The organism is Allobosea spartocytisi, assembly GCF_014764685.1.
Classification (GTDB): Bacteria; Pseudomonadota; Alphaproteobacteria; order Rhizobiales; family Beijerinckiaceae; genus Allobosea; species Allobosea spartocytisi.
The window spans coordinates 37,405-60,938 of sequence record NZ_JACXWY010000010.1 but is presented as its reverse complement, the minus strand read 5'-3'; the positions used below and the strand labels follow the sequence as shown (position 1 = coordinate 60,938).

The 23,534-nt window shown below is 63.0% G+C and carries 25 protein-coding genes and 2 pseudogenes; 12 read left to right on the top strand and 15 right to left on the bottom strand.

Annotation, left to right across the window (positions count from 1 at the left end; translation table 11 throughout):
- Positions 1-86: 86 nt before the first annotated feature.
- The 8 genes from IED13_RS16755 to IED13_RS16720 form a co-directional block, all read right to left on the bottom strand.
- A complete protein-coding gene (locus IED13_RS16755) occupies positions 87-1,463 on the bottom strand; it encodes a sigma-54-dependent transcriptional regulator (RefSeq protein WP_089172824.1) in 1,377 nt (458 codons plus the stop codon).
- On the bottom strand, positions 1,460-3,187 hold the full coding sequence (locus tag IED13_RS16750; RefSeq protein WP_191124826.1) for a sensor histidine kinase: 1,728 nt from the start codon (positions 3,185-3,187) through the stop codon (positions 1,460-1,462). The genes IED13_RS16755 and IED13_RS16750 overlap by 4 nt, the downstream gene beginning before the upstream one ends.
- A 590-nt stretch (positions 3,188-3,777) precedes the next feature.
- Positions 3,778-4,050: a hypothetical protein gene (locus IED13_RS16745; RefSeq protein WP_089172820.1), complete on the bottom strand. Its 273-nt coding sequence runs from the start codon at positions 4,048-4,050 to the stop codon at positions 3,778-3,780.
- 248 nt (positions 4,051-4,298) lie between these two features.
- A complete protein-coding gene (locus tag IED13_RS16740) occupies positions 4,299-5,153 on the bottom strand; it encodes a class I SAM-dependent methyltransferase (protein ID WP_248307713.1) in 855 nt (284 codons plus the stop codon).
- Positions 5,154-5,874: 721 nt separating this feature from the next.
- Positions 5,875-7,242: a sensor histidine kinase gene (locus IED13_RS16735; RefSeq protein ID WP_191124825.1), complete on the bottom strand. Its 1,368-nt coding sequence runs from the start codon at positions 7,240-7,242 to the stop codon at positions 5,875-5,877.
- Positions 7,229-7,906: a winged helix-turn-helix domain-containing protein gene (locus IED13_RS16730; protein ID WP_089172816.1), complete on the bottom strand. Its 678-nt coding sequence runs from the start codon at positions 7,904-7,906 to the stop codon at positions 7,229-7,231. Before IED13_RS16730 ends, IED13_RS16735 begins: the two co-directional genes overlap by 14 nt.
- Before the next feature lie 193 nt (positions 7,907-8,099).
- On the bottom strand, positions 8,100-8,966 hold the full coding sequence (locus tag IED13_RS16725; RefSeq protein ID WP_089172815.1) for an ABC transporter permease: 867 nt from the start codon (positions 8,964-8,966) through the stop codon (positions 8,100-8,102).
- On the bottom strand, positions 8,963-9,892 hold the full coding sequence (locus tag IED13_RS16720) for an ABC transporter ATP-binding protein (protein WP_089172814.1): 930 nt from the start codon (positions 9,890-9,892) through the stop codon (positions 8,963-8,965). The genes IED13_RS16725 and IED13_RS16720 overlap by 4 nt, the downstream gene beginning before the upstream one ends.
- A 100-nt stretch (positions 9,893-9,992) precedes the next feature.
- On the opposite strand from IED13_RS16720, the gene IED13_RS16715 reads away from it, so the two are divergent.
- Positions 9,993-10,747, top strand: a protein-coding gene (locus tag IED13_RS16715) for an IS5 family transposase (protein WP_188098602.1) whose coding sequence is annotated in 2 segments (ribosomal slippage) — positions 9,993-10,326 and positions 10,326-10,747 — 756 coding nt in all. Because the reading frame shifts where the segments join, the coding sequence is not laid out codon by codon here.
- Positions 10,748-10,829: 82 nt separating this feature from the next.
- On the opposite strand, the gene IED13_RS16710 is transcribed toward IED13_RS16715, so the two are convergent.
- Positions 10,830-11,144, bottom strand: coding sequence for a PepSY domain-containing protein (locus IED13_RS16710; protein ID WP_157732852.1), 315 nt, complete (start codon positions 11,142-11,144; stop codon positions 10,830-10,832).
- Between the two features lie 321 nt (positions 11,145-11,465).
- Here IED13_RS16710 and IED13_RS16705 point away from each other — a divergent pair, with 321 nt between their 5' ends.
- The 4 genes and pseudogenes from IED13_RS16705 to IED13_RS16695 all read left to right on the top strand — a co-directional run bounded on the left by IED13_RS16705 (position 11,466) and on the right by IED13_RS16695 (position 14,217).
- Positions 11,466-12,188: a hypothetical protein gene (locus IED13_RS16705; protein ID WP_318652274.1), complete on the top strand. Its 723-nt coding sequence runs from the start codon at positions 11,466-11,468 to the stop codon at positions 12,186-12,188.
- Positions 12,092-13,252: pseudogene (locus tag IED13_RS29355) on the top strand (sodium:proton exchanger); the annotation flags it as partial. The gene IED13_RS16705 and the pseudogene IED13_RS29355, both read left to right, overlap by 97 nt.
- Before the next feature lie 155 nt (positions 13,253-13,407).
- Positions 13,408-13,562, top strand: a pseudogene (locus tag IED13_RS28870) (IS21 family transposase); the annotation flags it as partial.
- Entirely contained in the window at positions 13,528-14,217 is a 690-nt protein-coding gene (locus IED13_RS16695) for a DinB/UmuC family translesion DNA polymerase (RefSeq protein ID WP_260368478.1), read from the top strand. The pseudogene IED13_RS28870 and the gene IED13_RS16695, both read left to right, overlap by 35 nt.
- Before the next feature lie 86 nt (positions 14,218-14,303).
- Here the strand turns inward: IED13_RS16695 and IED13_RS16690 are convergent.
- The 3 genes from IED13_RS16690 to IED13_RS16680 all read right to left on the bottom strand — a co-directional run bounded on the left by IED13_RS16690 (position 14,304) and on the right by IED13_RS16680 (position 16,233).
- Positions 14,304-15,258 (bottom strand): IS630 family transposase gene (locus tag IED13_RS16690; RefSeq protein WP_089172811.1). Its coding sequence is split into 2 segments (ribosomal slippage): positions 14,304-14,909 and positions 14,911-15,258, totalling 954 coding nucleotides; the frame shifts between segments, so codons are not numbered across the junction.
- 99 nt (positions 15,259-15,357) lie between these two features.
- Positions 15,358-15,783 (bottom strand): Ros/MucR family transcriptional regulator, encoded by a 426-nt coding sequence (locus IED13_RS16685; RefSeq protein WP_068078949.1) that lies wholly within the window; start codon positions 15,781-15,783, stop codon positions 15,358-15,360.
- Positions 15,784-16,014: 231 nt separating this feature from the next.
- Positions 16,015-16,233 carry a hypothetical protein gene (locus tag IED13_RS16680; RefSeq protein ID WP_089172810.1) on the bottom strand — a complete coding sequence of 73 codons (219 nt, stop codon included), beginning with the start codon at positions 16,231-16,233 and terminating at the stop codon, positions 16,015-16,017.
- Positions 16,234-16,334: 101 nt separating this feature from the next.
- On the opposite strand from IED13_RS16680, the gene IED13_RS16675 reads away from it, so the two are divergent.
- The gene (locus tag IED13_RS16675) at positions 16,335-16,544 is read left to right on the top strand and encodes a cold-shock protein (RefSeq protein ID WP_089172908.1); all 210 of its coding nucleotides are present in this window, start codon (positions 16,335-16,337) and stop codon (positions 16,542-16,544) included.
- A gap of 159 nt (positions 16,545-16,703) precedes the next feature.
- Here IED13_RS16675 and IED13_RS16670 read toward each other — a convergent pair whose 3' ends face one another.
- From IED13_RS16670 to IED13_RS16660, 3 genes are read right to left on the bottom strand one after another with little or no spacing between them, the layout of a single operon-like run.
- Complete coding sequence (locus IED13_RS16670) at positions 16,704-17,444, bottom strand: cytochrome c biogenesis CcdA family protein (RefSeq protein ID WP_248307712.1); 741 nt, start codon at positions 17,442-17,444, stop codon at positions 16,704-16,706.
- Positions 17,441-18,082 carry a TlpA family protein disulfide reductase gene (locus tag IED13_RS16665; protein WP_089172808.1) on the bottom strand — a complete coding sequence of 214 codons (642 nt, stop codon included), beginning with the start codon at positions 18,080-18,082 and terminating at the stop codon, positions 17,441-17,443. Before IED13_RS16665 ends, IED13_RS16670 begins: the two co-directional genes overlap by 4 nt.
- Positions 18,082-18,774 (bottom strand): class I SAM-dependent methyltransferase, encoded by a 693-nt coding sequence (locus tag IED13_RS16660; protein ID WP_191124823.1) that lies wholly within the window; start codon positions 18,772-18,774, stop codon positions 18,082-18,084. The genes IED13_RS16665 and IED13_RS16660 overlap by 1 nt, the downstream gene beginning before the upstream one ends.
- 276 nt (positions 18,775-19,050) lie before the next feature.
- On the opposite strand from IED13_RS16660, the gene IED13_RS16655 reads away from it, so the two are divergent.
- The 6 genes from IED13_RS16655 to hisI all read left to right on the top strand — a co-directional run bounded on the left by IED13_RS16655 (position 19,051) and on the right by hisI (position 23,513).
- Complete coding sequence (locus tag IED13_RS16655) at positions 19,051-19,608, top strand: TRAP transporter small permease subunit (protein ID WP_089172807.1); 558 nt, start codon at positions 19,051-19,053, stop codon at positions 19,606-19,608.
- Positions 19,605-20,999, top strand: coding sequence for a TRAP transporter large permease (locus tag IED13_RS16650; protein ID WP_191124822.1), 1,395 nt, complete (start codon positions 19,605-19,607; stop codon positions 20,997-20,999). Before IED13_RS16655 ends, IED13_RS16650 begins: the two co-directional genes overlap by 4 nt.
- Positions 21,000-21,152: 153 nt before the next feature.
- The gene (locus IED13_RS16645) at positions 21,153-22,196 is read left to right on the top strand and encodes a L,D-transpeptidase family protein (protein WP_191124821.1); all 1,044 of its coding nucleotides are present in this window, start codon (positions 21,153-21,155) and stop codon (positions 22,194-22,196) included.
- A gap of 56 nt (positions 22,197-22,252) precedes the next feature.
- The gene (locus IED13_RS16640; RefSeq protein ID WP_089172806.1) at positions 22,253-22,486 is read left to right on the top strand and encodes a hypothetical protein; all 234 of its coding nucleotides are present in this window, start codon (positions 22,253-22,255) and stop codon (positions 22,484-22,486) included.
- Positions 22,473-23,090 carry an SCO family protein gene (locus IED13_RS16635; RefSeq protein WP_089172805.1) on the top strand — a complete coding sequence of 206 codons (618 nt, stop codon included), beginning with the start codon at positions 22,473-22,475 and terminating at the stop codon, positions 23,088-23,090. Before IED13_RS16640 ends, IED13_RS16635 begins: the two co-directional genes overlap by 14 nt.
- Positions 23,091-23,096: 6 nt before the next feature.
- Positions 23,097-23,513, top strand: coding sequence for a phosphoribosyl-AMP cyclohydrolase (hisI, locus tag IED13_RS16630; protein WP_089172804.1), 417 nt, complete (start codon positions 23,097-23,099; stop codon positions 23,511-23,513).
- The last annotated feature ends 21 nt before the right edge of the window (positions 23,514-23,534 follow it).

Here is a 23,534-nt window from a genome sequence, read left to right as displayed (position 1 = left end):
TCTCCGGCGCGCCGCGAGGGCCCGCTGTCTCTATCAGGCTTCGCACTTGCAATCACCCCGGCAGGCCGCCGGTTCGTGCAGGCCTGTCATTCCGCCACCGTTCGTCCGAGCTTGATGCCAAGTTTCCTGATGCGATGCCACAGGCTGCGCTCGGCTATGCCCAGGAGACGTGCGGCCTTGACCTGCACGCCATCGCTGCGGCGCAGGGCTTCCAGGATGAAGTCGCGCTCGATCCGCTCCAGCTCGGCGTCGAGATCGCGCGGCAGCGCGTCGCGGCCGTTGCGGCGCGGGGCGCCGAAGAGGTCGCGCGGCAGGTCGGGCATGTCGATCGTCGGGCTCTTGGCAACGATCACGGCGCGCTCGACGCAGTTGTGCAGCTCGCGGATGTTGCCCGGCCAGTCATGGCCGGCCATGGCCGCGAGCGCGGCCGGCGAGAAGCCGGTGACGCGCTTGCCGATCGAATCGGAGAGCTCCGTCAGGAAATGGCCAGCCAGCAGCGGGATGTCCTCCGCGCGCTCGCGCAGGGCCGGTAGCTGGATCGGGAAGACGTTGAGCCGGTAGAACAGGTCCTCGCGGAAGCGCCCGTCCGCCACGGCCTGGCGCATGTCCTTGTGGGTCGCCGCGATCAGCCGGACGTCGACGGTCTGGCTGCGATTGGCGCCGATCGCCTCGAAGCTGCGCTCCTGCACCGCGCGCAGCAGCTTGGCCTGGATCGCCATCGGCATGTCGCCGATCTCGTCGAGGAACAGGGTGCCGCCATCGGCCGCGGCGAAGCGGCCGATCCGGTCGGAGAGCGCACCGGTGAAGGCCCCCTTCACATGGCCGAAGAGCTCGCTCTCGAGCAGGGCCTCGGGAATGGCGGCACAGTTGACCGCGACGAAGGGCCGGTTGCGGCGCGGGCTGTTAAAGTGCACGGCGTGGGCGACGAGCTCCTTGCCGGTGCCGCTCTCGCCGTTCAGCATCACGGTGGCGCGCGTCTCGCAGACCTCGGTGACCTGCTCGATCACCCGGCGGAAGGGCGGGCTGTTGCCGATCAGCGTGTCGAAGCTGTAGCGCCCTTCCAGCTCGCTGCGCAGGCGCTCGTTGTCGCGCACGACCTCGGCGAGGCGCAGCGCACGCCGGATCGTGGCCGCGACATCCTCCATCTCGAAGGGCTTGGCGATGTAGTCGAAAGCCCCCTCCTTCACGAGCTCGACCGCGTCGCGCACGGTGGCGAAGGCGGTCAGCACGACGACCGGCTTCCCAGGCCAGCGGCTGCGCGCCTCCCGCAGCAGGGCGCGCCCGCCCATGACCGGCAGGCGCAGATCCGTCAGAACCAGGTCGAAATGGGCCTGCTCGAGCTCGGCCAGCGCGGCCTGGGCACTCGTCACCGCCGTGGCGCGGTAGCCGAGATCCTCCAGCGCGGCCGCCAGCACGTCGGCCAGCCGCTCTTCGTCGTCGACGACCAGGATGCTCTGGGTCATGGCGCCGCTCCGGATTCTACGCGGGGCAACGTCATCGTGAAGGCTGCGCCCTGTCCATCCGGGCTTTCGCAAGATGCCCGGCCGCCATGAGCCTCGGCCACGCTCTGGACCTTGGCAAGGCCGAGGCCGGTGCCCTTCGCCTTGGTGGTGAAGAACGGGTTGAAGATCTCGGCGCGGATCTCTTCCGGCACGCCGTCGCCCTCGTCGTGGATCGTCAGCGAGACGGTTTCCCTGTCGCCGGTCACGGTGGCGAGGATGACGCCGCCCTCGGGCATCGCGTCCATGGCGTTGAGGACGAGGTTGAGACAGGCCTGGTGGAGCTGGTCGGCATCGCCCTTGATCATGGCGTTGTCCGTCTTGTCCTCCACCAGCAGCGAGAGCTTGCGCGTGGCGAGCTCGGGCTCCGCGATCGCCGCGACGCGGTCGATCACGTTGCGCAGCGGAAAGGCGGTCATAACCGGCGCCTTCGGCTGGGCGAAGTCGAGAAAGCCGCGGATCAGGGTCTCGATGCGCCGGACCTCGTCGATGACGTAGCCCAGCATCTTGCTCTCGGAGTCGCCGAGCTTGGCGCGGTTGCGCACCACCTCCGTCGAGGTCTTGATGATGCCGAGCGGGTTGCGCACCTCATGCGCGATCACCATCGCGGCCTGGCCGAGCGCCGAAAGCCGGTCGCGGCGGCGCAGCTCCTGCTCCAGCGCCTGGAGCTTGCCGAGCTGCTCGGCCATGCCGTTGAAGCCCGTCGCCAGCTCGGCGATCTCGCGCCCGCCGCTGGCCGGGACGCGCTGGTCGAAATCGCCGGCGGCGATCGCCCGCACGCCACGGGTGAGCGCCCGTAGCGGCCGCACCAGCACCGCCGACATGAGGAGGCCGACCAGGATGGAGATGACGCTGCCGAGCACGAAGATGCCGAGGAACAGGCTCTCCTGCCCGAGCTGCTCGAAGAAACCGGCCTCGCGGCGCAGGCCGATGAAGCTGACACCCGCAAGCCCACCGTCGATGCCGCGAAAGCCGGAATAGACGGCGCGATAGTTGCCGCCGTCAGCGGCCGGTTCAAAGATCCGCTCCTCGCCGGCCGCGAGCCGCGCGCGGATTGCCTTGGGGATAGCGGCGCGCCGATCCGGATGGGTCTGTACGACCGGCTGGAGCTGTCCGTCGAAATCGGCGAACAGGCGAACGTCGAGCGAGGTCACGACCTTGATGCCGCCGAGATGTGCCTCGTCGAGCCAGGTCCCGACCAGGACATTGGTCTGCTGGCCGTTGAGGTCCACGGACTGGACGGCGCCGGCCATGATCCAGCGCTTGCCGTCTGCCTCGATGCGGAACAGCCCTTGGCCAGTCTCGGTCGGAAGCGGGCCGATGCTGGTGAAGTCCCGGGTCTTGAACAGCATCTCGCCATTGGGCCGGTAAATCGCGATCAGGTCGTAGCCGACGGTACTCAGCACGGCGAATTCGCCCTCGGCGGCGCGCTGCATCTTCTGGTCGTCGGTCGTCTGCTCCAGCCGGCGGCCGACGACGCTCGCGACGCGCTGCGCCTCCTGCTGCGCTTCGGCGATATCAAGCGAGAAGAAACGGGAAGTCTCGCCGAGCCACTGCTCGACATTGTCCTCGAAGGCGTCCGAAATCAACTGGGCGGCGATATAAGCCGAGCCTAACATGGCGGGCACGCTGACCAGCATGAAACCGATCACCAGCCTGAGCCTGAGCGTGGTCATCTTTATGAGCATGCTGGGCTCCCAGTCCCGTTCGACGATGGTTTACCTGCCCGCGATGGCCAGGTTTCAAAACTGCCGCGACCCAATGTCGTCGTCGTATATCAGGCCGCCGAAGATGCAGCCTCACACCGCCCGGGTGAATGGTGCCACCGGTTCCGGCGTTGAACGACAAAGCTTGCGGTCCACGGGATCGGAGCCGCTGTTAGCCAACCTCCCGTCCTCACCAAGAACAAAACCTCCTCAAGAACTGGCGCAACCTTTCGTCGGGAGTGAATTGGTCGAAATGCAGCTCCTTCAGCCAGACGGTTCGGCCAAATAGTGCTGTACCGCAGCGGGCGGCCGCAATCTCTGCCCCCCTCCGGAAGCGGACCAGCGGCCGACGAGGTCGGTCATCGTATCGGCGCTGTCCGGTAGAAGCCCGATCAGCGCGGCGGAACGGGTGCGATCCGCAAACCAGGGCTGCCCATTCTGCCCGCCGGGTAGGACTACTGAGGCGAATCAACGTGATGCAAACGGCAGAAGCTCAATCCGTTCGTCCTTTACCCAAGGCTTTGGCCGAACAGCTGGTGCAATCCATGCCGCCGACCTTCCAACTGACAAACTCAACCTTCGGTTTCCGAGCGCCGGTCATGGATCGTCTCCGCTTCTTGGCGATGCAAGGAGTGCTCTGTCCAAGCTGAGGTCACTAGAGGGTCAAGAGAAAAGTCATGCAGGACATCAAGAGTCACGAGGCTTATGAAATGCATGTCCGCGCCATCGGCTTCTGCCAAACGCAGCATCTGCCGCAGTTGTCGCATGGTCAGCTTCCACTCCGTGGGCATCACAATCTCCGTCGCGGTCGAAACGGAAATCGTCTGCCAGAGGAGCTGACCCAAGCCTCCCGTACGCCTTCAGGGTGTCGGCTCCAAATCGGAATGGCCTGCCGACTTCGCTTCCGAATACCCCGCCCGCTTCAATCGGAATCCGAACTTCGCGGACTTCATCGAACCCAGCGATCATGAGCCGCGCTGAAAGACCGGACCGCGGGACAAATGACCGCACCGTTCCCGGCCGATGAAATCAACTGAAAACGCCCTTGCACCGCGGGTCGTTCCACACATTTCGCGCCATAGTGGATCGCGCGTCATCGCAAAAATACGCTATCCCGGAGGACCTTGGCGTTTCGGCGGAGCACCGGCCAAAGCCATGCGCCCGAAGCAACGTATGGCAGAAGACGTTGGCGCGAGTAGAGGTCGATAATCCGGGCCACAATCTCGGGTGCCGCGATCGTAGGGGGAGCGGGGCCGTTCGTCTTCCGATACACGACCGTGGTTCCCTCCGGGCAGAAGCGCGGGTCCGGCTCGAGGCCGCTGCACAGGGCAGCGAGATTGAGCGTTTCTGGTACAAAGCCGTGCGTATGGCCGAAATGAAACCGCTCGTGCGGCCGCTTGTGCTCGGCGGCCATATGCGGAACGCTGACATAGAGAACACCATTCGGTGCGAGCCAACGCGCCAGTCGTCTCAACGCGTCCACGGGATCGCGCAAATGCTCGAGCACGTGATGGGTGGTGATGACATCGAAGTATTCCGGGGCAAAGCTTGCTTGACTCTCGTCCTCGATCACCGTCACCCCATACCGTCGCCGCGCGAAGGCAGCATAAGCGCGGCTAGGCTCGATCCCAACGACCTCACATCCGGCCTCTTGAACTAGTGCGATGAACTCGCCGGAACCGGAACCGAAATCAAGCACCTGTGCGCCTGGGCGGAGAGCCGGTGCCAGTAGCGCTGCACGCGCTCGAGCCTCCCGCAGACTGCGGGTGACATGGAACCGGGGAGGTTGACCGCCGAATGCTCCCTGATAGTCCAACCGGTAGCTATCCGCATAATACGATGCGAGCTCCTCGGCCGTGGGCATCGGATCGGTACGGATGAGGCCGCATTGCGAACAGCAGACGCTTGTCAGACGTTTCAGTCGGCGATCGATGCGTCCGATGATCACAGTCTCCCTCGAGCCACATAGATTGCATTGAACGCTCTGTCCAACATAAGGATAGCCCGTCCAAGGCACGAGATGGCGCAGCGTATACCAAACTGCAGGCATCGGGAGTTGAGCCTCCTCGGCTGGAACGGTTGCATTCGGTCGCGCTCCAACCGGACGAGGCTTCTCACCCAGGGACGAGCGCACGAACAATGCAGCAATACCGGTCCCGGGAGTTCGACCGGGACTATACGGATCGGTAATGTTCGAGGTCGCACTGATCTCGCGCGAGACCGGCTAGCAATCTCCGGTATTACGGAGGGCAAACACGGATCGCGCCGCCTTCACGCCTAAACGCACGCAATGTGGACGCGGTCAAAAGCCCCGGCGCGACTCGATCAGCAGCAAGCGCGAAGCAAAGACGTGTTCCTCAACCTCGGCGCACAGTCTGGGGCACGGGCCCGGCATATGCGCCTGTGGCCAACAGGGTGCTCGGAGAGCGGGCTCTCCGAAGACCTCGATGACTGACCTGATCGCGGAACTCGGGATGCCTTGCCCTCCGTGCATAGGCGACGCGCTAATTGGCGTTACAGGCGTTCAGCCATCGAGCGTCTTCACTTTTGGCGGCGACCGGATTAGCAGATCGCGGAACCATCGGCTTTCATCCTGCGAAAGCCGGCTCCCCGGTTAATTGCTGGCCGTCACCATGTGCGCTTCAAGGGGGGACTCCAATTCGGAGAAATCAGGAGTCGCCGGAAGCGAACCGAACCGCGACCCGCAGGCCTGGAGCGTTGTCGAGAACCTGCACCGTCGCGTGATGCACATCGGCAATCGCGGCGACCATGCTGAGGCCAAGGCCGTTCCCGGGCGTGATTCGGCTGCGCTCGAGCCGATAAAATCGCCGGAACGCCTTCGAACGCTCCTGCTCAGGAATACCCGGTCCATTATCGGCAACCTCCGCGACGGCTTCCGAGAACTGTCTCGTCAAATGCATCGTAATCAGCGCGCCCTGGGGTGTATGTTGGAGCGCATTCTCGACAAGGTTGGAAAAAAGCTGCGTCAGAAGCTCGCGGTCGCCGTGGACGCGGACCGTGTCCGCAATCTCGGCGCGGATGACGCGGTTACCGTCTTCAGCTGCAGGTCCATAAGCCTCGGCGACGGTTTGCATCACCTCCGACAAATCCACCGTTCGGAAGGCCGAACGTCGCGCACCGCTCTCGATGTGCGCGATACGCAGTAACGCTGAGAATGTCTGCAGGAGTCCGTCGGCTTCGTCGAGAGCCCGGTCGACCGCGGCTTGGTACTCAGCCCCAGTTCTTGCGCGGCCTCTCGCGACCTCCAATCCTTGGCGCAGGCGGGCCAGGGGCGTCCGCAGGTCGTGCGCGATGTCGTTCGAGACCTGTCGCACATTCTCCATCAAGCCCCCAATGCGGTCGAGCATCGTATTGAGTGTCGCCGAAAGTCGGTCGAACTCGTCCCCCGAGCCGGTCAACTCGATGCGCTGAGAGAGATCGCCGCCAATGATAGCGTCGGCAGTCCGCGTCACAGCATCGACTCGCTTCAGGAGTGCGTAGGTCAGGAGCGCGCCGGTGCCAAAGCCGAGCGCCAGGGCGACCCCCAACGCGAGTAGGAATGCGTCCAAAATGACATCCTGTACGTCCTCGATGCTTTCGAGATCATCAGCGATGACAAGACGCGTGCCATCAGCCAGCGATCGCGCCGCCACCAGAATGGAATCAGACGCGTCTCTCTTGAATTGGCGTGTCTCCGTCTCAGTGGATGCGTCGGCGCCCCCCGCGTAAGCCGCAAGTCCGTGGTCACCAACAACAGTGCGATTGTCCCGGTCGAGTATCGCATAGCGCAGCCGGCTCTCTCGGGTGGCGAAACGGCGCTGCACACTCGACAGCAATCCGGTGCTACCCTCATGCTCAAACTCCATCGCAAGGGCGGCCACTTCGGCATCTACGCGCTGGCGAGCCTGCCCCATGAGCGCTGTCGTCACTGTGACCTCGGCAAGCCAGCCGATCAGTCCGACGCAGACGACGAACACGAGCGTGTGCAGGACCGCAAATCGAAAGCCGGTGCTGCGGATGATCTTACGGAGGTGCATGGAGGAGATAGCCCGCGCCCCGAACCGTCTCGATGAGTTCCGGCTCGAAGCCCTTGTCGATCTTCGACCGAAGCCGGCTCATATGGGTCTCGACGATGTTGGTCTTGGGATCGAAGTGAAAATCCCACACATTCTCGAGCAGCATCGTCCGCGTCACGACCCGACCGGCATTGCGCATCAGATACTCCAGCAGCCGGAACTCGCGTGGCTGCAGCTCAATGTCCTGGCTGCCGCGTCTCACCTTACGCGCGATCAGATCCAATGTGAGATCAGCTAGCCGCAACACCGTTTCGACACTGGCCATAGGAGGCCGACGCGACAGTGCGTTGACCCGGGCCGAGAGCTCGGCGAAGGCAAACGGCTTCACAAGGTAATCGTCACCGCCGGCCTCCAGTCCTTCGACGCGGTCTCCTACCCCGACCATTGTGGTCAAGAAGATGATGGGGGTCTTGATGCCTGCGCCCCGCACCGTCTTGACGATCCCCAAACCGTCCAGACCCGGCAACATGCGGTCGATGATCATGATATCGTACGTCTCTCCCGCTGCGAGGAAGAGGCCATCCCGTCCATTCGCAGCGAGATCGACGACGTGCCCTTGCTCCTCGAGCCCTCCCTTCACGTAGGCTCCAGTTTCGATGTCGTCCTCGATCACCAGGATCTTCATGGAGTACTCTTGACCTCTGGGCGGGACGGAGGCGTACCTTTTGCTCCTCGTTCAGCACGGCTCGCGTTCTGGTCGGATAAGAGCCTCGTCATGTGGACAGACCGTTGGCCGAGGTCGGACTTTACAGAGATCCGCAGCAATTGTGACACTTCTCCTCGCAAAATTGAGCGGCTCCGGGACGCTCAGGCCAACTTCACCAGATGGGCCAAACATGAAACTTTGCTCCGATCGACTGCGGCCCTCGCCATTGAACGTGCCTGTGACTTGCGAGCGCGAATCTAGAGGTGACAACCAGCCAAACCAAGCCCGGCAGTGCATACGCCCCGTGCTGATCCCACGTCTGCGGTTGGTTCGCGACCGCGTCGTAGAACCTCAGTGCGCCCCAAAACGGGTCGATTGTCTCGAACGCAGCGCCAAGAGATCTTGCTCCGAGCTCCTGATCCCAGACAATCGGGCTCGCCGCAAGCCCGAGCGCGCCAAGCGACAGCGACAACGCCCAAGGACCCGAACTGAGCCGGGCCGCTAACCCAAAAGCGAGAAACCCGAAGCCGAGCACGACGGGTGTTCCAACGGCAACGACCCCGAGCGCCTGCAGGGTAAAGCGGGAGGTTGTGCTGCCTAGTGCCCAAAGAGCAGGTACCGTCAGAATCAAGATTGCCCCCCATGCCGCGAGCGGTGCCGCGAGTTTGCCCCGGACGATTTGTCGGGACGACAGAGGGGCCACAAGCAACGAGGTCCACGAACCGCGCTCCTGCTCGCCCGCAATCGCGTCCGTACCTGCGACGGTCGCAAATACCGCCCCGAGCCCCGTGATCAGCCCGAGCAGAGTCGAAAGGGCCTGGTTGTTCAACATGTATGATCCGCCCGTCGCCTTCAGAATCAGCGCAAGGGACCCGAGGGCGAACATCACAAAAAGCCCCAGCAACCAAACCGATCGGCGCGGGCTCGTCACCGTCTCCAGGGCCTCCTTTGCAGCCAGTAAACGCACCGGGTGCAGGCCGCTTTCGAGACGCAACGCCGAAATGCAGCGCCCTTCCAGAAGGCTGGGTAATGTGATCATGCTGCCATTCTCCCCGGCGGCGAACTAGCCTCTGTGAGCTCGGCGTAGAGCTCCTGCAGTCCCTGGTTGGCACGCACGATCTCGACAATAGGCCAGCCGCGGAACATGAGCTCGCGCCAAATTTCATCGGCGCGCCGCGCCGGATCGACGCCGACCACCGTCCACTCACCTTCACGGCCGATCATCCGCGCCGGGCGGCTCGTCGGGTCATCATCTGGAATCGGGCCGGAAAGGCGCAGCCGGAATCTGCATCGCGGCCCCTGGTCGGCAAAACTCTCCGCGAGCATGCCTTCTGCGACCGTCCGTCCCGCGACGATGAACCCCAGATGAGTACAGACCCGTTCGATGTCCTCAAGGCTCTCCGTCAAGAGCAGAATTGCCGTTCCACCTCTCGCGATCGAAATCAGGATATCGTGGATCTCGCGACGCTCGCTTGCGTCCATGCCGCCGGTTGGCTCGTCGAGCACGAGGAGACGTGGGCTGCCGAGAACCGCCCTCGCGAGCCCGAGCCGCTGGCGCATATTCTGCGTGAATGCGTCGGTCCGAGTGGTGGCGAAGGTTGAAAGACCGACGAGCTCCAATGCGGAAGAGAGGTCGGTTCTTGTTGAACGTCGCCCACACAGGCGGGCATAGAAGGACAAATAGTCCTCCGCCGACATCCAACCGCAGAAGCCGTTCCGTTCGGGTAGGACACCAACCTCCTTGCGCGCAGCTGGTCCTGCCTCAGCGGGATCTCGCCCCAGCAGCTTCACTTCGCCTAACCAGGGCTTCAAAAGCCCGATGGCCGTCGCCAGCGTGGTGCTCTTACCCGCGCCCTTTGGCCCCACCAGACCGTAGATCTCTCCCGTAGCCACACGTAAAGAGACGTCATGGAGGATGGGAACGGCACCAATCGAAAGTTTGACTCTGTTAAGGTCAAGAATCACGGTTCTCTCCGAAGGGTGGTGCGGGTCACCTTGCGACGGCTAGGCTCAGGACCTATTAATTCCGATTGAGTTGTGATTCACGGTCTCCGAGAAGGAGGCCTTGATGGGTTTGTTTTTGCTGAGCGAGCGCCAGATGGCTCGGATATCGCCCTTCTTCCCGTTGTCGCACGGCGTTCCGCGTGTCGATGACCGGCGGGTGGTTAGCGGCATCGTCTACGTGATCCGCAACGGGCTGCAATGGAAGGACGCGCCGGCCGGCTACGGCCCGCACAAGACGCTCTACAACCGCTTCATCCGCTGGAGTCGGCTGGGCGTCTTCGACCGCATCTTCGCCGGGCTCGCCGGCGAAGGGCCGAGACCGGAGCGCATCATGATCGATGCGACGCATCTGAAGGCTCATCGCACGGCGGCGAGCCTGCTTAAAAAGGGGATGTTCCCCGTCGTATCGGGCGAACCAAGGGCGGGCTGAACTCCAAGCTCCACACCGTCTGCGACGGTGACGGCCGGCCGATCGTCCTGCTCCTGTCGGAAGGCCAGATGAGCGACCACAAAGGCGCCCGCCTGGTGCTCGGCGCCTTGCCGCCAGCCTCTCATCTCATCGCCGATCGCGGCTATGACAGCACCTGGTTCCGCGAGGAACTGGAAGCCAGAGGCATCGAGCCGTGCATCCCGTCAAGCCGGAGCCGCAAAGTACCATACGCCTACGACACAGCCCTCTACCGCCAGCGCCACAAGGTCGAGAACCTGTTCGCCAAACTCAAGGATTGGCGGCGCATCGCCACCCGCTATGACCGGTGTTCCCACACCTTCTTCTCGGCCATCTGCATCGCAGCCACCGTCATCTTCTGGCTCTGATCAATGAGTCCTGAGCCTAGGAGATGCCGCGAACGGATAACCAGCCGGTCACGGAAGCGGCGGAAAGGCCCTTAGGTAGAGCTTATTTTCTTGACGTTCGGCCCAAACAGGATCGGCTCGTCGTCGGGCGTACGACCCCGCTCGAGCGAAGGCCGCAATCGTCCTCGTCTTCGTCATCATGAGTCTCAAATGTGTCGGCGATCGTGCCCGTCTGTATGTCGACAATCGCTGCGTAAATCTGACCGTCCTTGAACGCGTCGATCGCATAGACTTCCTTGTCCAGATGAACCTCTATGGAAGCGACGGCCGCATTGCCGCCAACCTGGTGCTTAGCTGTTGTGATCCCCTGCGCGAGAGTGGTCTTCGCGTTGGCAGTGAGAGCCGCCGTCTGATCCACCGATTCAGCGTTCGCTCTCGGGATGAGCCACTGCAATCCCAACCATGACGGTTACCAGCAAACCGACCGACAGAGCGGCCGCACGAAACCTGCCGTTCATAGCATTCTCCCGCCCACGCGCCAGATTCCGCAGTATCGGCCGGTGCGGCTCCCCTCAGTTCGACTAGGACTATACGGTTTGGTAATGTTCACCGGACTGCGCTGCAGCTCTATAGCTTGGCCGTTCGAGGCTCCCGAGCAATCCCGACCGGAGCCGCCTCCCACGGCCCGACCCTAGATGCGCAGCCGAGCTCCGAGGCATCGTCATGGATTGACGCCGCTGTGCGGAACGAGACCGCGCCTGCAGCTGCGGTGCCAATCCCCTTACCATTGCCCCCTGGCCCGACCTTCGCGCCGCTCCTCGAGCCAAGGGCAGACAAGATCAGCAGCATCCGCACAACATTACCGATCTGTATAGCTCTTGGTCGCGCCAAGGCGTTCGTGGCGGAAGTTAGCATAGGCGAGAAGACAACGCCCGTGCGCAGCGTGCAGATCGCGGTCGGCAACGGTGTCTACTACGGCGGCGGCATGGCGGTCTACGACGCTGCCGGCATCGACGACCAGTGCCTCGACTTCTACAGCCTCGAGCCGCAGCACCTGTGGCGGCTGCCCTTCATCCTTTCGGCGTCTCGGGGAGGCCGCACTCGCGCCTTACCGGGCGTGCGCGCGTTCTGCAGCGGCCGCCCGCTTGAGATTCGCACACGTCCGGCGCTGCCGGTGAACACCGACGGCGAAATCACGACGGCGACCCCTGCCCGCTTCCAGCTCTTGCCGCGCGCACTGACGGTCTTCGCCCCACGTAACGAGCCTCGCAGAACTCACGGGAGCCTTGAGGTTGAGCTGGCACCTAGATACGATGCGGCACCCGCGCCATTTTGGCCGGTCCCACGCGTCGGACCTCGGGTTCCATGGCGTTGCCTGCCGGCAGGGGCGCATCTGGTGGCCGCTTTGAATGTGCCCAGGCAGGGCCGGAGCTTGAGCGAACACCGGAGACATTACTCGTGAAACGCTTTCTGACCCTGGTCGCCCTCGCCGTCCTTGCGACTGTTCCGGCCCTCATCCTGCGCGCGACGGGCTGGCGGCCCAGTCCAGTGATAGACGCCGCCGTGTTTGGAGTCGCTGTCCTCGCGGCAGGCTTCCTCTTGTCGTGGGGTGCAGAGGCGGCCGAGCAACACATTTCACAAGGATTGATCCTGGCGGCCGTCGCCCTCGTCACGGTCCTGCCCGAATACGCGGTGGACCTTTACTACGCTTACCAAGCCGGTCGTGCAGGCCTTGAGTCGTCCTATGTCCACTACGCCGCCGCGAACATGACCGGGGCGAACCGCCTCCTAGTCGGTCTGGCCTGGCCGCTGATGGTTTTCCTGCATTGGTTCAAAACCCGGCACCGCTCAATCGAGCTTGCGCCCGCCAATGCAATCGAGATCGGGTTTCTTCTTATCGCGAGCCTGTACGCCTTCGTCATCCTGTTCAAAGGGCGCATCACGCTACTCGACTTCGCCATTTTAGCCGCGATCTTCGCGGCTTACGTCTGGCGAGTGCGGCACCTGCCCAAGGCCGATAACCCCGACGAAGAGGGGGAAGAATCCGGCCCGGCCGCTGCCCTCAACACACTTGCTCCCGGCGCTCAATGGGCGGCGATGGGAGCGCTCGTCATTGTGGCGTGTGCCGTCATCCTCGCCTCCGCCGAACCCTTCGCCGAGGCCATGGTCGGAACGGGCCGGGTGATCGGGCTGAACGAGTTCCTTCTGATCCAGTGGCTGGCGCCGCTCGCCAGCGAAGCACCGGCAGTCTCGGTCGCGATCCTGTTCGTACTCGCAGGCCGGGCGGCGAATGGGCTCGTGACCATGATCAGCGATAAGATCAACCAGTGGACGCTCCTTGTGGGCATGTTGCCCCTTGCGATGAGCATCGGCGCGGGCAGCGTCTCGGCGCTGCCGCTCGACGCGCGGCAGAGTGAGGAGTTCTTCCTGACGGCTGCTCAATCCCTGTTCGGCCTTGCGCTCCTGCTGCGCTTCCGTCTTGGGCTGACATCTGCACTGGCGCTCGCTGCGCTGTTCCTGGTGCAGGTCGGTCTAGCTTTCGCGTTCCGAAATGATGAGGCGCGCGCAATCGTGACGCTGACCTGGCTCGCGTGGACCTACTTGGGCCTGACCGCCATCATAGTGGCGGTGAGTGGGCGACAGCTCATGGGAGTACTGGCGACCGCCTTTTCCGAGCCACCTATCGCGACAAGCTCTTCCTGCCGCAGGAATATCGACGCATTTTCGATCGCCTCATCGAGCAGATCTCCGCAGGCAGGCCTGCAAGACCATGGTCGAGCTCCTGGCGCTGGCCCATAATCGTGGCTGCCAGCGCGAGCTGGCCCAGCAACTCGCCGGGAGACGAAGATGACGAGCGTCCGAACAACCAGCAGGCCCGCGATGAACGCAGCTGCGAACCCGATCGTGATGACCAAAATTCCACTCCCCCCAACGCTCCTGCGGTTCTTGTAAAGGTCGAAGATCATTGCCCCGAACTTGGTCGGCATCGCGCCGCGCGCCGGGCCCGCCTTCGTCGAGGCGTTGGCCGGAAAGAAGTTCCATTGCGTCGGGCCGGCAACCGCCGCCAAGATGGAGAGGCGAGGAATCCTGACCGGCGCCGATCTATAGGCGAAGCCGCTAGCCTTCCTGCAGGAGCATTTCGGGAAGTCGGGCTGCTGGTACTATCGGATCGCCGCGGGATCGACGAGCGTCCGGTCGAGCCGGACCGGGTCCGAAAATCGATCGGCGCCGAGGCCACCTTCGCGACCGACATCGTCGAGCGCGACGCCGCGCAGTCCGAGCTCACACCTCTCGTCGCGAAGGTACGGCGCCATTGCGAGGCCAAGCAGCTCAGCGCGCGTACGATGACGCTGAAAGTAAAATACGCCGACTTCCAGGCGGTGACGCGAAGTCGGACGGTCCCGGGGCCATTCACCGGGTCAGAGGAGGTCGAGTGGTTCGCCCAGGCGCTTCTCGATCCGCTGTTCCCGGTTCCGAAAGGCATCCTCTGATCAGCGTGACCGTCCCGACGCTCAACGACGCAGCGGCGACCCCGGTGTCCGATCCACAGCTCTCGCTGCTCTAGAGCATCGGACATTTAATCGGACGCATATCCGGCGTGTCTGAAGAAGTTTCGGCATTCGGCTGGGGTGAAGAGATTGCAGATGTCACCGACGGCCTTCCAGAGTGCGTCGAAGGTCCTGGCGGCGGCCTTGCGCAGGTGAGCCTTGAGCTTGGCGAAGGCCATCTCGATCGGATTGAGATCGGGACTGTAGGGCGGCAGGAAGAGGAACCAGGCGCCTCTGTCGGCGAGGCATTGGGCGGCGCGGTTGCTTTTGTGGACGGCGAGATTGTCGAGGATGACGATGTCGCCTTTCGACAAGGTCGGTGCGAGCTGGGTCTCGATGTAGAGATCGAATGCGATGCGATCCATGGCCTTGTCGACGATCCATGGCGCGCTCAGCCCGTGGCAGCGCAGGCCGGCGATGAAGCTCTGGGTCCGCCAATGTCCGAACGGGGCCGAGGCGGGAAGCCTCTCTCCGCAGCGGCTGCGGCCTCGCAGCCTGACCATTTTGGTGTTGATCGCGGTCTCGTCGATGAAGACGAGCCGGTGAAGCTCGATCCGCATCAGAGGCTGGCGGCGTATGATCCAGAGATGGCGCTGCTCAGCGATGTCAACGCGTGCGCATTCCGACGCCATCAGCGCTTTTTTTATATGTGAAGCCCAGCCGGCACAGAAGCCGGGACAGAACAGCCGGCGCCGCGCTCACCCCTGTCGCCTCGACCAGCCGGGCGGCCAGTTCCGGCATCGTGATATCGGGCGTGGCCTCCACCTGCGCCACAAGGAAGGCACTGTGCCCATCCAGCCTGCCGCCGGGCGGACGCCCCTGACGCGCAGGCCGTAGCGTTTTCAGACGTGACGCACGCTGAAGCAGCTTCACCGCAAAGCTCTCGCTCACCCCGAAATGCCGCGCTGCGGCGCGACGAGAATGCCCCGCTTCGACGAAGCCGGAGACCCGTGCGCGCAGATCATCCGAATAGCTGCGACCCATGATCCACCTCCACAAACGGTGAATCACAAACACAGCCTAAAAGGAATCATCCGATTCCGATTTCAAGTCCGACGCTCTAGCGTGACCGACCTGGACAGCTCAGGCAGCCTTGCCACGCGGCTTCCGCCGCTGTTGACCCAGGCCCATTTTCTTAGCCAGGCTGGAACGCGCCTCGGCATAGGCCGGAGCGACCATTGGGTAGTCAGCTGGTAGCCCCCAACGAGCCCGATACTGCTCGGGCGTCATGTCGTAGGCGGTGCGAAGGTGCCGCTTCAGCGATTTGAACTTCTTGCCGTCTTCGAGGCAGACAATGTGGTCTGCGGTGATCGACTTCTTGATCGGCACCGCCGGTGTAGGCTTCTCCTCAACCGCGGGCGCGGCCGCCTCCGAGCCCAATCCGGTGATCGCTGCGTGGGTCGTTGCGATCAGGTTTGGCAGCTCGGCAGCAGGCACGCTGTTATTCGAGACGTAGGCCGAAACAATATCAGCGACCAGGCCGACAAGAACGTCGTTGTTCTCTGCCATTGTGCTCTCCCGCAATGCCGGCGAAGCGCCCGCAGAAATTGGAATTAGCTGCTTACTATCTTCAATGAAGACAAACCGACTCGCTATTGTCTACAACAACATAGTCTCAACGAGCCCGCCACGGCCAGAGAGCTATCCACAATTTCCTGATCAGCCCATGAGGTCTCGATTGCTCGCCTGAGACATTTCCGCGCCGACATCGGTCGCAATGCGGCTCCCGACCGCCCGTGGCTACTCGACCATTTTCCGGTATCGATCCAGGGTGCGGCGCACGAGGTCGGCCTCGTCGAGCGCGACATGTGCGAAGTTCGCGACGATGGAGGCAACGCGCGTCCGCTCGCGCTCCTGATCGCCGTCAGGAACACTCGGTCTCACCTCGTTCCAAACGAGATCGAACGCCGCATGCGCGCGGGCGACGTCGATAGGATCGTTCAACGAAGAAAACGGCATGGTCCGATCATCATGTTCCGGTGGTCGCCTTCGCGAACCGCCGGATTGTGCAATCCCAGCATCCTGCGACGATGGCGCGCCTTTTTTTAGGAGATGCGACGATGGCGACTGGCACCGTGAAGTGGTTCAACGCCACGAAGGGTTTCGGCTTTACCCAGCCGGACACCGGCGGGCAGGGCGTCTTCGTCCATATCAGCGCCGCAGAGCGAGCGGGCCCGCGCGAGCTTCGCGACGGCCAGAAGGTCTCTTACGAGCTCCCCAAGGACAAGCGGTCCGGCCGGACCTCGGCCGAGCAGCTGCAGGCGCTGTAGTCGCGAGCTAGCGCAGCCAGAAAAGCGCCGCTCCCTCGAACCGGTCATTCTCTTACCCGCGCTGCGATCATCCTCGTCAAATCGTCTCCTGCCGAGGTCGGCCGCGCGGGCGGCACAATGAATTCGACGACAGATGCTTCCTTTCATGAGGTTGGGGTCTCAACCGATCGTCGCGAGGATCGGGAAGCGATCGAGCAGCCAGAACGCCAAGGTCGATAGGTGGCCGGACAGCATCGCCAGGCCGATCGCGATCATCACCAGGCCGGCAAGCACCTGAAGGGCGCGCCCGATCCGGCGCAGCCGACGCAGGCGGGCCGCAAAGCCTTCGGCGAACAGGGCCGCCAGCAGGAAAGGAAGGCCAAGGCCGAGGGAGTAGAGGCTGAGGAGCGCCACGCCATCGAGCGCGGTCGCGGATGCCGCGCTGACGGTCAGAATGGCGCCCAGGACCGGACCGATGCATGGGGTCCAGCCGAAGCCGAAAGCCACGCCGAGGAGATAAGCGCCAACCGAATGTCCGCCTCTGGCCGGGCCCTCGAGGCGCAGCTCCCGCTCAAGCCAGGCAAACCGGACGAGGCCCGTGGTGAAGATGCCGAAGACGATGACGATCACGCCACCGACGAGGCCCGCTTCATAGCGATAGCTGCGGAAGGCGTCCCCCAAGGCCGTCGCGCCCGCTCCCAGGATAACGAAGACAGTCGAGAAGCCGAGCACGAAGCTAACACTCAGGAATAGCGTCGACAGCCGCCGCGCAACGCGAGAGCCTGCCGGTCCCGTCTCGACGGCATTGCCCGCAATGAAAGAGATATAGCCGGGCACGAGCGGCAGCACGCAGGGTGACAGAAAGGAGATCGCTCCGGCCGCCAAAGCAGTCAGGACCCCGATATTTCCAATCTCGCTCACGGCTGCGCGCCCCGATTTCCGGGCTCGGACAGCGTGGGGACATGTCGGGAGATCTCTGAGATCAGCTCCGGCGAATCCCATTCCTTCGGCCCGACCCAGCGCAGCACCTCGGCGCCGTCGGGGCCGAGCAGGAGCGTGGTCGGAAGCCCCGTGATCTTGAACGACCGGACCGCCTTGCCTTCTCGGTCGAGATAGATCGTAAGGTCCTTGATGCCGAACTGTGAATAGAACGGCTTCACCACTTCGGCGCCGTCGCGGTCGACCGACAGCGCGACCACTTCGAAGGCTTTGCTCCCCATCTGGGCCTGCAAGCGATCGAGCGAAGGCATCTCGGTGCGGCACGACAGGCACCAGGTCGCCCAAATATTCAAGAGGATCGCTTTGCCGCGCAGCTCTGCGAGGCGAATGGACCGGCCGTCCGCGCGCTCGAACTTCAGATCGAGCGCGCGCCGGCTCTGCACTGGCGTCGACCGTTCCGACCAGATCGTACTGCTTCCGTAGACGACTGCAACGACACCGGGTATGGCCAGCATGGCCAGCAGGACGTACAGGCGGTATCTTCGTGGTGTCTTGTGAGCGATCAGGTCATCGCCCCGTGTTCGCTGCCTTCCTCCACCGGATTTGGGAGCCTCTTGCATCACTGCGTCCGAACTCCCCGATAGAGAGAGATGGAGCCACTTGGCGTCGCAATAACGGCCGTCTCCTCAACGTTTTGGAATCCCGCGCCGCGCATCAGTTCCGGAAGGACCCCACGGGCATTAGGTTCTGTGTTCACGCGCCCATCGAGATTCTGAATGATGCCTCTGAACAGAAACCGCATTATTTGCGTGCGCTGAAGGCCATAGTCCGCGATGTGAAGCTCACCACCGGCGGCAAGCGCAGCATACATCGCGGTGAGCGCTGCCACCTTCTCGGCCATCGGCACCTGATGAAACACAAGGCTGGACACGATCTTGGTCGGACGCCGCCCTTCCAGCAATACCGCCACTTGTCGCGCGAAGCCGACGTGCAGAACAACGGAGAGGCCGGCGGCTGACAATCGCTTCCGCGCTCGCGCCAGCACGGCCGGATCGGGATCGACCCCATTGAGCTGAGCGGCGGGGGCGGCATTTCCCACACGCAGCAAAAGAGAACCCGTGCCGCAGCCAACGTCGAGAATGACGTCGCTGGCGGTAGGGCGCAGCTGTTCAATGAGAGCCCTGCGCCACTGACGCTCGCGAGTCAGCGCCGCGACACCGATGTCGTAGAAGGGGGTGAGCCAATGATGCCCGGCAGCAGGCGTGTAAGTCAGGTCAGGTGGCACGATCAGTCCTCTCCATTCGGCGATCATGCAACCTGTAGCGACTACAGGATCAATACCGAAAAGACGTTAGAGAGTGCGCCGCTCACATTGGCAACGCGGCAGGCGCCAGCCTCAAACGAGGAGCTCGTACGTCCCAACCTGAATCGCTACGAAAGATAAGCCATGGGAGTGCTTGTTTGCACTCCCATGGGCTGCCGTTCTGCGCTGCCGATTTTAGGCGACTACGTAGTGCGAGATGGGAAAATCTCGTATTGATGATTCGCGGTTTCGCCGTGCCCAGCTAGGCAATTCGATGAGGCGGTTATGCGGAGGCTTCTTTCGATTGCAACAGCGATCGACACGATTAATGCCGCCATGGCGAAAATCGTATGCTGGGCGCTGCTCGCAAACGCGCTGCTTATCGCAACCAACGCGATTGCTCGGAAGGTATTTTCAGTCGCCTGGCCGCTGGCGTTCGACATGCAATGGCAATTTTTTGCAGCCGTCGTGCTTTTGATGGCGGCTTACACGCTCCAACGCGACCAGCATGTACGAATCGATATCCTGGCGCAGAGGCTCGGCGAGCGCGGCCTCGCGTGGCTTGATTTGATTGGCATCGTCGCGGTGCTGCTGCCAGTCTGCATTGCGATGATCTGGATCAGCTGGCCGCAATTTGCCACGTCATTTCTCGCCAGCGAAACGCGTGCCAGCCGCGAAAGCATAAGCTCGCTGCCCGCGTGGATCATCAAGGGCTTTATCCCCGCAGGCTTCTTACTGCTCGCTCTTCAAGGTCTTGCCGAAGCCGTGCGTTGCGTGGCGGCGCTTAGGCGAATCGCGCCGCGACCACTGCAGCGGTTCCAACTGATCGAGAGGGAAAATTGACTGCCGAACCGCTCGCCCCAGCGATGTTGGGGGCACTCGTCGTCGTTTTGCTGGCCGGATTTCCCGTTGCGTTTTCGTTGGCAGCCGTGGCGGGCGTCTTCGGCGCTTTTGGCGTGCTTTCGGGCGCCTTTCCACTTTCCTTCCTAAGCGCGATGTACTTTCGCGTCCTGGGCATGTTCAACAATGATAACCTGTTGGCAATTCCCCTGCTCGTGCTCATGGGTCTGATCCTCGAACGGACAGGCATCGCAGAGGATATGCTGCTGGCGCTGAATCGTCTCTTCCGCAAGCTGCCTGGCGGACTGGCCTATGCGGTCATCATCGTCGGTATGGTCCTGTCGCCGATCGTCGGATTTGTCTCGGCCTCGGTCATCGCGCTCGGATTGATATCGCTGCCGGTCATGATCCGTGCCGGTTACGACAGCCGGCTAGCGACTGGCGTTGTCGCCGCCTCGGGAACGTTGGCCCAGGTGGTGCCGCCAAGCCTGGTCCTGATTGTGCTGGCGGAGCAACTCGAAGTGTCGCTGGTCGACATCTATCGAGGAGCTCTACTGCCCAGCATCGCGCTGGTCGCGCTTTACATGTTCTACATTTTCGCCCTGACTGCCTGGAAACCGTTTCTGGCCCCCCCGGTTCTCGACACCAGCTGGACAGCCAGAACGGATTGGCGCTCTCGACTGCGGCTATTACTCGACGGCGCTCTGCCTATTGGTTTGGTTGTTTGCGTGCTGGCTTCGGTCGCCTTCGGCGTCGCAACACCAAGCGAAGCGGGCGCCATCGGCGTCAGTGCGGCGCTGGCGTTGGCTTTGGCAAAACGACGACTTAAGCTTGCAGGCTTGAAACAAGCACTCGTCGCGGCAGGCGTGCTTTGCTCCAATGTCGTCTTTCTGCTGATCGGCGCATCCTTCTTCACACTGGTTTTCCGTGGGTTCAACGGACACCTCATGATCGAAGCTCTATTTCAGCACATTCCGGCCGGTCAACTCGGGTTCGTCCTCGCAGTGAATGCGGCGGTCTTCGGCTTGGCCTTCTTTCTCGATTTTTTTGAGATCGCCTTCATCGTTCTGCCGCTGATCGCGCCGATCGCACACACTGCTGGCGTGGATGTCGTGTGGCTGGCTGTCCTGCTTGCGATCAACTTGCAGACATCTTTCATGCATCCGCCCTTCGGTATCGCCCTTTACAATCTCCGCAGCGTGACGCCCGCCTCGATCAAGACCGTGAGCATTTATTGGGGCGCCGTGCCGTTCGTGCTGATCCAGGCACTCACGGTCGTGCTTCTCATTCTGTTTCCGGCTCTCGTGCTTCGCAATATCGCACCTCCCCCTTCAGGCGGGGAACTTAACATCGAGCTTCCGCCGCTCGTGTTGCCTGAACCGGTATTGCGCTAGAAGAACCACTCGCTTTCCCGTCTTTTGGCCCACAGCGGCTATCAAGCCTGCAGGCGGATGATTTCCGCTTGAACCTGAAGCGGCATCAGGTTGTAAGGCCCACACACATCGACGTTAACAGCATATCAGGCTCCTTCGCGCACGCTCCCCTTCATGCAGATTCCGGTCTTGCGCCCCTTTGTCAGATTGGCTGCCGTGCTCGCGCTCGGCGCCTCCGTCCTGTCCGGCTGCGTGGTCGGCGAGGGCGACACGCGTCACCTGCAGCCGCTGCCGGCCAAGCTCGTCTCGCAGATGTCCGCCAAAGGCATGACCGAGGCGGACCCGATCTTCGTGCGCATCTACAAGAAGGAGAGCGAGCTCGAAGTCTGGAAGCGTGACCGCAGCGGTAGATACGCGTTGCTGAAGACCTATCCGATGTGCCGGTGGTCGGGACAACTCGGGCCGAAGAAGCGGGAGGGCGACCGCCAGGCGCCCGAGGGTTTCTATACCGTCACGGCGGATCTGATGAATCCGCGCTCCCAGTTCTATCTCTCGTTCAATCTCGGTTACCCGAATCCATTGGAGCGATCGCAGGGCTATTCCGGGTCGGCGCTGATGGTGCATGGCGCCTGCACCTCGGCTGGCTGCTTCGCGATGACGGACGAGGGGGTCAGCGAGATCTATGGGCTCGCGCGCGAAGCCTTCGCCGGCGGCCAGGCCGGCTTCCAGGTCCAGGCCCTGCCGTTTCGGATGACGGCGGAGAACATGGCGCGGTACCGGAACAATGCGAACATCGCCTTCTGGCGCAACCTGAAGGAAGGTGCCGACCATTTCGACGCGACGCGGCAGCCGCCCAAGCTTGCCACCTGCGGCCGGCGCTACGTCTTCAACGTCAAGGGTGACATCAGCTCCTTCGACCCGGCTGGCCCCTGCCCGGCCTACGAAGTCGAGCCGGAAATCCAAGGCCTCGTGGCGGAGCGCCGCGCCCGCGATGAAAGCCGCATCGTCGAACTCGTCGGCACCGGACTTCCGGCGGCGGCCTTCGCCTATGCCGATGGCGGCATGCACCCGAGCTTCCGGAAACTGCTCAGGACGATGGGGCCCGAGCGGATGCAGGCCATGGTGTCGGGCAAGGTGGAGATCAGCCGCCCGGACGCCGCTCTGGCGGACCCGTTTGAAAGCGGCGACGCCGACGCGACCGGATCGCTTCCCCGGTGACTGATATCGTGGCCCCGTGACCCACGGGCACGACCAGCAAGGGCACATTCACAATCATGAGCAAGCGTTCGCTGTCAGCTGGGGATCGGCGCGCGATGATTGATGCTGCTGACGCACAGCAACGAACAATCAAGCGCAATCGGATCGTGCTGATCCTGCTCCTGGCCTTCGTTTCGCTCGCCTTCGCGATCAACCTCTATCACGTCACCCGCGAGATGCGCGGTCCGGCACTGCAGCAGCAAGGCCTCACCTCGCCAGCATCGACCTTCGTCCGCCATGCAAGCGCTTAAGTGGATCCGCTATGGCGCCTGGGCCGCCGTCGCCATCCTGGCCTTCGTCAGTGCCGCGATCCTGATCGGCTGGTGGCAGGTCGACGGCCCCGGCCGAAAGCAGATCGAGGTCGCTGCATTCGCCGCCGGCAGCCCGTTCACGCTCGTCAACCACAAGGGCGAGACCGTCACGGAAGCGACCTATCTGGGCAAGCCGACGCTGGTGTTCTTCGGGTTCACCCATTGCCCGGAGGTTTGCCCGACGACGCTGTTCGAGATCAGCAACCAGCTCGGCAAGCTCGGCCCCGACGCGGATCGCCTGCAGGTTCTCTTTGTCACGGTTGACCCGGAACGCGACACACCCGCGCAGATGGCGCTTTACCTGCAATCTTTTGATTCCCGGATCGTCGGCCTGTCCGGCACCCAGGCGCAGGTCGATGCCGCGCTCTCGGCCTACAAGGCCTACGCCAAGCGGATTCCGACTGATAATGGTTACACCATGGACCATACGGCGTCGGTCTACCTGATGGACGCCAAGGGCCGCTTCAAGAGTATGATCGACTATCATGAGGACGACGCGGCGGCGCTGGAGAAGATCCGGCTCTTGTTGAACGCGAGAGGCTAGCCACCAATGACAGCTTTCCCCGTCCTCTCGGACAAGCACGCCCTCGAGGACGGCACGCAACTCGCGCCGCGCTTCGACACCAATGGCCTGATCACCTGCGTCACCACCGATGCCGAGACCGGCGAGCTACTGATGGTCGCGCATATGAATGCGGACGCCCTGGGGCGCAGCATCGAGACCGGCGAAGCCTGGTACTGGTCGCGCTCACGCCAGCAGCTTTGGCACAAGGGCGACACTTCGGGCCAGGTCCAGACGATCGTCGAGATGCGCATCGATTGCGACCAGGACGCGCTCTGGCTTAAGGTCAATGTCGCCGGCGATGGCGGTTGCTGCCATACTGGCCGGTGTTCCTGTTTCTATCGCGCCAAGCCCCTACGCGCAGGCGCCGAAGCTCCGCTCATTCGCTTGTGTGCCGGCGCTTGAGGCTCCGTGTGTTGTAGCCCC